9 protein-coding genes and 2 tRNA genes are annotated in these 9,926 nt (G+C 68.9%); 8 read left to right on the plus strand and 3 right to left on the minus strand.

The features are described from left to right. The first annotated feature begins 183 nt into the window (after positions 1 to 183). The 7 genes from V6M42_RS03025 to V6M42_RS03055 all read left to right on the plus strand — a co-directional run bounded on the left by V6M42_RS03025 (position 184) and on the right by V6M42_RS03055 (position 4,506). On the plus strand, positions 184 to 435 hold the full coding sequence (locus V6M42_RS03025; RefSeq protein WP_332660349.1) for a hypothetical protein: 252 nt from the start codon (positions 184 to 186) through the stop codon (positions 433 to 435). Positions 436 to 493: 58 nt separating this feature from the next. Beyond that, on the plus strand, positions 494 to 1,366 hold the full coding sequence (locus V6M42_RS03030) for an AAA family ATPase (protein ID WP_332677071.1): 873 nt from the start codon (positions 494 to 496) through the stop codon (positions 1,364 to 1,366). A gap of 213 nt (positions 1,367 to 1,579) precedes the next feature. After that, entirely contained in the window at positions 1,580 to 2,494 is a 915-nt protein-coding gene (locus V6M42_RS03035; RefSeq protein WP_332660346.1) for a methyltransferase type 11, read from the plus strand. A gap of 119 nt (positions 2,495 to 2,613) precedes the next feature. Then, the gene (locus tag V6M42_RS03040) at positions 2,614 to 3,207 is read left to right on the plus strand and encodes an HD family hydrolase (RefSeq protein WP_332660353.1); all 594 of its coding nucleotides are present in this window, start codon (positions 2,614 to 2,616) and stop codon (positions 3,205 to 3,207) included. A gap of 5 nt (positions 3,208 to 3,212) precedes the next feature. Next, on the plus strand, positions 3,213 to 4,154 hold the full coding sequence (locus V6M42_RS03045; RefSeq protein WP_332677072.1) for an NUDIX hydrolase: 942 nt from the start codon (positions 3,213 to 3,215) through the stop codon (positions 4,152 to 4,154). An 86-nt stretch (positions 4,155 to 4,240) separates the two neighbouring features. Continuing rightward, positions 4,241 to 4,330: transfer RNA gene (locus tag V6M42_RS03050), tRNA-Ser, on the plus strand. A 100-nt stretch (positions 4,331 to 4,430) separates the two neighbouring features. Beyond that, positions 4,431 to 4,506, plus strand: a tRNA-Thr gene (locus V6M42_RS03055). A 10-nt stretch (positions 4,507 to 4,516) separates the two neighbouring features. Here the strand turns inward: V6M42_RS03055 and feoB are convergent. Both feoB and V6M42_RS03065 read right to left on the minus strand, forming a co-directional pair. Beyond that, entirely contained in the window at positions 4,517 to 6,385 is a 1,869-nt protein-coding gene (gene feoB / locus V6M42_RS03060; protein WP_332660342.1) for a ferrous iron transporter B, read from the minus strand. After that, positions 6,385 to 6,693, minus strand: coding sequence for a FeoA family protein (locus tag V6M42_RS03065; RefSeq protein WP_332677074.1), 309 nt, complete (start codon positions 6,691 to 6,693; stop codon positions 6,385 to 6,387). Before V6M42_RS03065 ends, feoB begins: the two co-directional genes overlap by 1 nt. 148 nt (positions 6,694 to 6,841) lie before the next feature. On the opposite strand from V6M42_RS03065, the gene V6M42_RS03070 reads away from it, so the two are divergent. After that, positions 6,842 to 7,327, plus strand: a complete 486-nt coding sequence (locus V6M42_RS03070) for a c-type cytochrome (RefSeq protein ID WP_332677076.1) — start codon at positions 6,842 to 6,844, stop codon at positions 7,325 to 7,327. Between the two features lie 223 nt (positions 7,328 to 7,550). Here the strand turns inward: V6M42_RS03070 and V6M42_RS03075 are convergent. Beyond that, positions 7,551 to 9,926 (minus strand): efflux RND transporter permease subunit (locus V6M42_RS03075; protein ID WP_332677077.1); only part of this gene is annotated, 2,376 nt, incomplete at its 5' end.

The following is a 9,926-nucleotide window of genomic DNA, read 5'->3' on the forward strand; positions in this document are numbered from 1 at the left end:
AAGGCCCGAACAGGGCCGGCGGCCGGCACGCGCGTGGAAAACGACGACGCGGGGCGGTCTGTCTCGTCGAAACGGTAACTCTGCAACAGCACCGGGCGAGCCCGGTCGCCCCGCGCCCTCCCCAGCCTTTGGCGGCCCTTCGCCAGAGCGCGTCGACTCATGCCTGATGGAAAGGAGAACGCCGTGACCCGCCGCAAATCACCCCGACTGACCGATCGCGACTTCATCCGCGCCCTGCAGCTCATCCGCCTGGAGGGCCTGCCGACCGGTGAATACGAGCCCATGTCCAGCCGCGAGGAAATGTATCTGCGCATCGTCCGCGCGGGTCATCCCGTAGACGTCGAGGACTTCGTCCTGTCGAAGCCCCTGTTCCAGCTGGAAGCCATGGAACGCCGCGTCGGCGAGGAAGGCCACGCGGCGGCGGAAACCACATGATCGTTGTTAACCCGCCCCGCCTTCGCTAACCCGATCCAGACACCCGCCGGAGCCCTCCATGTCCCGTTCGTCCGATCGTTTCGAAGGCACTTCGAACTACATCGCCACCGACGACCTGAAGATCGCGGTCAACGCCGCCGTGGCCCTGGAACGCCCCCTGCTGATCAAGGGCGAGCCCGGCACCGGCAAGACGGTCCTGGCCTATGAGATCGCCCGGGCCCTGAACGCCCCCCTGATCACCTGGCACGTCAAGTCCACGACCAAGGCCCACAACGGCCTGTACGAATACGACGCCGTCTCGCGGCTGCGCGACAGCCAGCTGGGCGAGGAGCGCGTCCACGACGTGCGCAACTATCTCAAGCCCGGCAAGCTGTGGGAGGCCTTCACCGCCCCTCAGCGCCCGGTCCTGCTGATCGACGAGATCGACAAGGCCGACATCGAATTCCCCAACGACCTGCTGCAGGAACTCGACCGCATGGAGTTCTACGTCCAGGAGACGGACGAGACGATCCGCGCCGAGGTCCGCCCCGTCGTCATCATCACCTCGAACAACGAGAAGGAGCTGCCCGACGCCTTCCTGCGCCGCTGCTTCTTCCACTACATCCGCTTCCCCGACGACGAGACGATGCGCGCCATCGTCGAGGTCCATTTCCCCGGCATCAAGCCTCGCCTGGTCTCGGAAGCCCTCAAGACCTTCTACGAGATCCGCGACACGCCAAGCCTGAAGAAGAAGCCCTCGACCTCGGAACTGCTGGACTGGCTGAAACTGCTGCTGGTCGAGGACATCGACCCAGAGACCCTGCGCGAGAAGTCGCCCAACAAGCTGATCCCGCCCCTTCACGGCGCCCTGCTGAAGAACGAACAGGACGTCCACCTGTTCGAACGCCTCGCCTTCCTCAGCCGCCGCGAGGGTGCGAGACCGGGGGGCTGACGGCTCCGATCCTTGCTCCGGGGGGAGATCGATGAACGACGCTGACGTCTTGCAGGCCATCAACCCGCGCTCTTGCCGCGGGCGGCGTTCGTCGCCGACGAAGGGTCGCGCCGAACACCTTGTCGGACAGGTTTCGTCACCCGCCTTACCGCGATTTCACTGGCAAATGAATGAAGGGAGGGCAGGATGAGAGCGTACCCAGGACCATTCTTGATGACACTACGCCCCTTCCTGCCCACGCTCTGCGCTCTCGCCGCCCTGACCGCCGCCTGCGACGGCGACCGCTCGGTGCGCATCACCTCGACGCGCAACGAGAGCGACGCCAAGGGCGTGCTCAAGGTCGTCGACACCCTGCAATGTCCCCAGACCATGGGCTCCCTGACCCGCAAGGGCTCCGCCCAGGACGGCGGCAAGGTCTGCACCTATGTCGGCCGCAAGGGGACCGAGGTCAGCCTGCACCTCGTCGCCCTGGACGGAGACGCGCCCGCCGACGTGCTCAAGGCCTTCGAAACCCGCCTGTCCGCCTCGCTCCCCGCCGCCGTCGCCCAGCTCAGGGCGTCGGCCGACGCCGACAAGGCCCGGATGGCCGCCGATGACGCACGCGCCGCCGCCGCCGACGCCGAAGCCTCGGCGGCTGACGCGGCCGCGGCCAGCGCCGACGCCGCGGCCGCCCGGGCGGATGCCTCCGCCGACCGGGCCTCGGTGCATGCGCCGGGCGTAGCGATCGAGGCCGAGGGCGACGACGCCAGCGTCCGCCTGCCGGGCATGCGTATCGAGACCAAGGGCGACCAGGCCAGCGTCCGCATCGGCGGCTTCCACATCGACGCCAACGACAGCGACGGCTCGGCCCGCGTCCGCGCCTCGTCAGGCGGCGGCGACAGCGTCAGCGTCAACGCCCAGAACGACGCCGCCGAAATCCGCACCAGCGCCGGCGGCGAGGCCACCCGAACCAGCTGGATCCTGAGCGACAACCGGGAAACCGAATCGGGCTGGCGCATGGTCGGCTTCGAGGCCCGCGGTCCGGTCGGCGGCCCGCTGGTGATCGCCACCATCCGCTCGAAGGACTCCAACCGCGGCCGCGCCTTCGAGGACGCCAAGGACCTCGTCACCCTCAACGTCGGGGAATAAGCCCCTCCGGCCTTGATCGCAGCGCCCTGATGCGTCACCAACCCTGCCCACGAGAGCAGGATCAGACCTTGGCCGCAAAGCCCCGCCCTTCGACGAAACCGCCGCGCGCCTGGCAGCGCATGCTGTCCGGCCGCCGGCTCGATCTGCTGGACCCCTCGCCCTTCGACATCGAGATTGAGGACATCGCCCACGGCCTGGCCCGCGTCGCCCGCTGGAACGGCCAGACGATCGGCGAACACGCCTTTTCGGTCGCCCAGCACTCCTGCGTCGTCGAGGAGATCGCCGCCCATATCCAGCCCGGTCTCGAACCGAAATGGCGCCTGGCCGCCCTGCTGCACGACGCCTCGGAATACGTCATCGGCGACATGATCTCGCCCTTCAAGGCGGCGCTGGGCGTCAACTACAAGGCCTTCGAGGCCCGTCTGGAAGACGCCATCCACCTCCGCTTCGGCCTGCCGCCCAAAAACCCGGTCGAGATCAAGACCCTCATCAAGAAGGCCGACGTGGCCTGCGCCTATTTCGAGGCCACCCAGCTGGCGGGCTTCACCAAAAAGGAGGGCCTGACCCTCTTCGGCGCCCCGCCGGCCGGCTACGACCTCGTCATCGACCCCCTGCCCGCCCCCGTGGCCCAGCAGCGCTATCTCGAACGCTACCGCGTCCTGGCCGAGGCGACCGGCGTCGTCCCCGCCCCCGACGCCTGGCATACGGAATAGAGCGGATGGCGGGTCCGGGGGAACAGGGCGTCCGCATCGGCCTCTCGGCGGTCGTGATCGCGCTCCGCGACCGCCAGGCCTGCGTCCTGACCACCCCGGGCGAGGACGGCTCCACCGCCCTGCCCTTCGGCCCCTTCGACCCCACCCGGGACCGCACCTTCGAACGGGCCCTGCGCGATTTCGTCACCGACCAGACCGGCTTCCGCCTCGGCTTCGTCGAACAGCTCTACACCTTCGGCGACCTGGGCCGCGCCAGCCCCCGCGCCACCCCCGGCCCGGAGCATCATCGCGAGGTCTCGATCGGCTACCTCGCCCTGACCGCCGACGCCGCCGACGCCCCCCAGGCCGAGGCGCGCTGGACGCCCGTGCTCGAGATCTTCCCCTGGGAGGACCGCCGCGACGGCGCCCCCGCCTGCGTCGCCCCCCTGATCGCCGCGCTCGACGCCTGGGCGGCGACCGACCCCCGCCGTCAGGCCCGCGTCGAAACCCTCTTCGCCACTGCGCCGGCCCACCGCTGGAACGAGGGCCAGGTGCTGGACCGCTACGAACTGCTCTACGAGGCCGGCCTTGTCGCCGAGGCCGCCCGCGACCAGGACCGGCCGCCCCTGCCCGGCGCTCCCGGCCGCGCCATGGCCTCGGATCACCGCCGCATCCTCGCCACCGGCCTGGGCCGCCTGCGCAGCAAGTTGAAATACCGCCCGGTCCTCTTCGACCTGATGCCCGCGACCTTCACCCTGTCCGAGCTCCAGACCGCCGCCGAGGCCGTCGCCGGCCTGTCCCTGCACAAGCAGAATTTCCGCCGCGGCGTCGAACGCACCGGTCTGGTCGAGCCGACGGGCCGCCTCTCCGCCGCCACCGGCGGCCGCCCCGCCGAGCTCTTCCGCGTCATCGACGGCGACCTGTCGACCGGCGAGGCCCTCGGCCTTCCGCTGCCCGCACAGCGCTGACGCGATTTCTCGATACGCCCGCTTGCGGCGCGGGCCATCGCCCATTAGAGAAGCCGCTCGCTCGACCAAGCGTCCTACGGCCCCGCGGAGAGGTGGCAGAGTGGTCGAATGTACCGCACTCGAAATGCGGCGTGCCTTTGCGGGCACCGTGGGTTCGAATCCCACCCTCTCCGCCACCGGCCCGAGCCGGGTCTCGCCGAACAGCCGTCATGACCATCGCGGCGTCTTGACGGCCCTGACGCCGCCCCAGCATAAGGGCGGCCCGTCGCGACGGCGGCCGGCTTAGCTCAGTTGGTAGAGCGCCAGTTTTGTAAACTGGATGTCGCGGGTTCGATTCCTGCAGCCGGCACCATCGCCGCCCGTCAGCCGCCCCCCAGCGCCACCGCGACCCGGTAGACGACGAAGGCCGCCAGATAGGCCAGGCCGAACATGTAGGCGACCATCACCCACATCCATTTCCACGAGTTCAGCTCGCGCTTGACCACGCCCAGGGTCGCCACGCACTGCGGCGCGAAGACGTACCAGGCCAGGAAGGCCAGGCCCGTCGCCAGCGACCACTGGGCCGCCAGGGTGGCGCCCAGCAGGCTGGTGGCGCTTTCGGGGTCGGCGACGGCGTAGACGGTGCCCAGGGCGGCCACGGCGACCTCGCGGGCGGCCATGCCGGGAACCAGGGCGATGACCATCTGCCAGTTGAAGCCGATGGGGGCGAACAGCGGTTCAAGGGCATGACCGATCATGCCGGCGAAGCTGTAGTCGATGGCGGGCTGGGTCGCGCCCTCGGGCGGATAGGGGAAGGTCGACAGGGCCCAGACGACGATCATCAGCGGCAGGATGATCCGCCCTGCCCGCTCCAGGAAGATGCGCGCGCGGACCCACAGATTGAACAGGACGCTCCTCATGTCCGGCGTCTTGTAGGCCGGAAGCTCCATCATGAAGGGCTCGACCGCCCCCCTCCAGAACACCTTGCGGATCACGAACGAGACCGCGAGCGCGCTGATGATCCCCGTCGCATAGAGGCCGAACATCACCAGTCCCTGCAGGCTGGCGAAGCCCCAGACCTGCTGATTGGGAATGAAGGCGGCGATGATCAGGGTGTAGACCGGGATGCGCGCCGAACAGGTCATCAGCGGCGCCACCATGATGGTCGTCAGCCGGTCGCGTTTGCTGTCGATCACACGCGCCGCCATGATTCCGGGAATGGCGCAGGCGAAGCTGCTGAGCAGGGGGATGAAGGCGCGGCCATGCAGCCCCGCCCCGCCCATGATCCGGTCCATCAGGAAGGCGGCCCGGGCCATATAGCCGAAGTCTTCCAGCATGATGATGAACAGGAAGAGGATGAGGATCTGCGGCAGGAAGACCAGCACGCTGCCGACCCCCGAGATCAGACCGTCGACGATCAGGCTCTGCCAGATGCCGTCGGGCATGACGGCCGCGACAGCCACGCCCAGCGCCGCCAGCAGGCCCTCGATGCCGTCCATCAGCGGCGTGGCCCAGGTGAAGACCGCCTGGAACATGACGAACAGGAGGCCCAGCAGGATGACGAGTCCCCCGACCGGGTGAAGCAGGACGGAGTCGATCCGGCCGGTGAGGGTATCCGGCCGCTCGGGCGGGCGGACGCAGGCCTTCATGATCCGCTCGGCCTCGCGGGCGGCGCCGCGCAGGGCATCGGCGTCGGGCGCGGCCCAGGCGCTGGGAGCGGCCTGCGGGGCCGCATCCACGACGGCGGTCACGGTCGCGATCAGATCGTCGATACCGCGCTTGCGGGTCGCCACCGTGGTGACGATCGGAAGGCCCAGTTCCGCCGACAGCCGCTCCAGATCGATGCGCAGGCCCTGGCGCTGGGCGATGTCGTACATGTTGACCGCCAGCACCATGGGCCGGCCGACGGCCTTGAGCTCCAGCACCAGCCGCAGGACGAGGCGCAGATTGGTGGCGTCGGCGACGCAGATGATCACATCGGGCGGCGTCTCTCCGGCCAGCTTGCCCAGGACGGCGTCGCGGGTGACCTCCTCGTCGGGGCTTCGGGCGCGCAGGGAATAGGTGCCGGGCAGGTCCAGCACCGACAGGACGCGGTCCGTCGAGCGGATCAGGCCTTCCTTCCGCTCGACCGTGACGCCGGCGTAGTTGGCGACCTTCTGATGGGCGCCGGTCAGGGCGTTGAACAGGGCGGTCTTGCCGCTGTTGGGATTTCCCACGAGCGCGACGCGCGCGCTCCGCACCGCCATATCCATCAGGCGGTCGCCTCTTCCCGCACGAAGCCGGCTTCGGTCACGGCGGTCTCTTCGAAACGGACGGTCAGGCTGGCGGCCTCGTGCCGGCGCAGCGCCACGCGCATGTCATCGACCTTCATCGCGATGGGATCGCGGCCGAACAGGCCTTCGTGCAGCACCTCGATCCGGGCTCCCTCGACGAAGCCGAGCTCCAGCAGCCGACGTTCCAGCTCCATGCCGTGCTCGTCGTGATGGCCGTGGTCGCCGACCCTGACGATGACGCCCCGGTCGCCCTGGCGGGCCTGGTTCAATTTGAGGGTATCGGACATCACGCTCGCACAGTTCGTCGCGGCATCCCGCGCTTGTTGACAGTGATTATCAGGTGCGAACAACCGCCGTCCAGCCCGACGTGATGCCGCACCGGTTGCCGGGCGCCGCGGTTCGGCTATCAAGAAGCGGATATCGCCGGAGCCGCCCATGACCCGCCTCGTCCTGACCGCCCTCATCGCTGTGACCCTGACCGGCTGTGGCCAGGGCGACGCCGAGGGCGGCGCCGCGCCGGCGGTCGCCAGGCCCGCGCCGACGGCGGCGGAAAAGGCCCTCCTGCTGGCCGCCCTGCCCGCACCCTGGAACCAGGCTGATCTGGAGAACGGCCGGCGCGTCTTCGCCCGTTGCCGCTCGTGCCACACGGTGACCGAAGGCGGGCCGAACATGACCGGCCCGAACCTGTACGGCGTCTTCGGTCGCCCGGCGGGGAGCGAGCCGAAGTTCAACTACTCGGCGGCGGTGAAGAATGCCGGCTTCAGCTGGGACGCCGAGCATCTGGATCACTGGCTGCAGAACCCGCGCACCTTCCTGCAAGGGACGAAGATGAGCTTCGCCGGCCTGCCGGACGCCACGGACCGGCGCGACGTGATCGCGTACCTGAAGGTCGAGACGGGCTATACGCCGCCGGCCGGCTAGCCCCGAAATGTCCGATGACCGCGAAAATTCGTGGGACAGTTTCGGACATTTCGGACATTTCGCGCGGGGCGCGGCAGGAGTCGAGCGAGGAGCGACTGTCATTCGGACAGTCTAGCCGCGCTTGCGGCGGCGCCAGACAAACAGCCGCCAGCTCAGAATATGCCGTTCATTTTGAACGCCCTGGCGAAATTTCCGGCGCCACAATTAAAGGTGGCGGCTTGCCTTACTCCGCCGCCGCCGGCACCGGATCGTTGGCGGTGACCTCCTGGGCCTCCCACTCCTCGATCTTGCGGGCCGTGTATTCCGGCGACTTGGTGAAGCGCGCCAGCACGCCGTAGATCACGGGCACCACGAACAGGGTCAGCAGGGTCGCGAACATGGCCCCGGCGAAGATGACGACGCCGATGGTCTGACGGCTGCCCGCCCCGGCTCCTTGCCACAACACCAGAGGCAGGGCGCCGAAGGCGGTGGCGATCGAGGTCATGATGATGGGCCGCAGACGCAGGGTCGACGACTCGATGATCGCGTCGTGGATCGACCGCCCCTGATCGCGCAGCTGGTTGGCGAATTCGACGATCAGGATGCCGTTCTTGGCCGCCACCCCGATCAGGATGATCAGGCCGATCTGCGAGTAGATGTTGAGGCTGGAGCCCGCCATCATCAGGCCGAACAGGCCGCCGGCCGCCGCCAGGGGCACGGTCAGCATGATGACCGCCGGGGTGATCCAGCTTTCGAACTGGGCCGCCAGCACGAGGAAGACCAGCAGCAGGGCCAGGCCGAAGGCCGCGGCCACGGCGCCGCCCGCCTCCTGCTGGTCACGCGCGGCGCCGCCCCATTGGGTCGTCACGACGCCCTGCGGCTGTTCCTGCGACACCCGGGTCATGAATTCGGTGGCGTCCACGAGGGTCGTGCCGGGATTCAGGTCGGCCGAGATCGAGATGGCCCGCTGTCGATCCAGCCGCCGCCGGTCGGGTGTGTCGCCCGAGGTCTGGGTGGTGACCACGGCGGACAGCGGCACCAGCTGGCCCGAACCGGTGGCGACATACAGGGATTCCAGATCGGCGACGTTGCGGCGCTCGTCGCGTTGGGTCTGCAGGATGACGTCGTATTCCTGACCGCCGCGCAGATAGGTGGTGGCGCGGCGGGAGCCGAACATGGTCTCGAGCGTGCGCCCGACGGCCTGGGACGAGACGCCGAGCGCCGCGGCCTTCTCCGGGTCCACATCGACCAGCAGGCGCGGCGCGTTGGGCTCATAGTTCAGGCGCGGACGCGACAGGCCGGGGTTTTCCAGCGAGGCCGCCAGAACCGGCTGCAACCAGTTGTAGATGTCCTCGTACTCCGCTCCGGTCACGACCATCTCGATCGAGTTGGAGTTGCCGCCGCCGCGCTGGAAGGCGCCGGGGACCGACGCGTTCACCTGTGCGTCCGTCTGGCCGCGCAGCTTGCCGTTCAGCTCCTGGGCGATCTCGTCGGCGGCCCGGTCGCGTGCGGACCAGTCGCTGAGGATCAGGCTGCCGTTGCCGGAGTTGAAACTGCCGCCGCCGAAGCCGGGGGCGGAGATCAGATAGGAGTCGGCCTCGCCGCTGGCCTTGTACTCGGCGAGGATGGGTTCGATGCCCATCATGATCTTGCGGGTGTAGTCGAAGCCCGCGCCTTCGGGACCCTGGACGCGGACCTGCACGCGGCCGCGGTCTTCCGCCGGCACCAGTTCATTGGGCAGGGCGAAGAACATCGCCGCCGCGCCGCCGGCGACAGCCAGGACGAGGACCGACACGCCGACGACCGCGATCCGTCTGCCCAGCAAGGCCTGGAGAGAGTTCTGGTACGAGTTGCGTAGCGCCTCCATCGCGCGGTCCACCCGCCGCGCCAGCCATCCGCCGCCAGAGGCGGGCTTGAGAATGCGCGAGGCCAGCATGGGCGACAGGGTCAGGGCGAGGAAGGCCGAGAAGGCGACGGCCGCGGCGATCGCGGCCGCCAGCTCGACGAACAGACGACCGACATAGCCGGGCAGGAACAGCAGGGGGGCGAACACGGCCAGCAGGACGATGGTCGTCGCCACGACGGCGAAGAAGACCTGCCGCGTACCGCGCTCCGCGGCCACCAGCGGCGGCTCGCCGTGGTCGAGGCGACGCTGGATGTTCTCGGTCACCACGATGGCGTCGTCGACCACCAGACCGATGGCCAGAACCAGCGCCAGCAGGGTGAGGAGGTTCAGAGAGAAGCCCAGGGGGGCCAGCACGATGAAGGTCGACAGCAGGCAGATCGGAGCGACGATGGACGGGATGAAGGCCGCGCGGATGCTGCCCAGGAAGACGAAATTCACCAGCGCCACCAGAACCAGCGCGATGCCGATGGTGATCCAGACTTCCTCGATGGCGTGTGAGGTGAAGACCGAATTGTCGGAGCCGACGACCAGTTCGGTGCCTTGCGGGAGGCTGGGACGGACCTGCTCCAGCATCTCCTCGACGCCCTTGGAGATGGCGAGGTCGTTGGACTGGGCCTGGCGGGTGACGGCGAGGCCGATCTGGTCCTGACCGTTGCCGCGGAACAGGCGGCGGTCCTCGGCGGGCGCCTCCTCGATGCGGGCGATGTCGCCGAG

Source organism: Brevundimonas sp., assembly GCF_036677305.1.
Taxonomy (GTDB): Bacteria; Pseudomonadota; Alphaproteobacteria; order Caulobacterales; family Caulobacteraceae; genus Brevundimonas.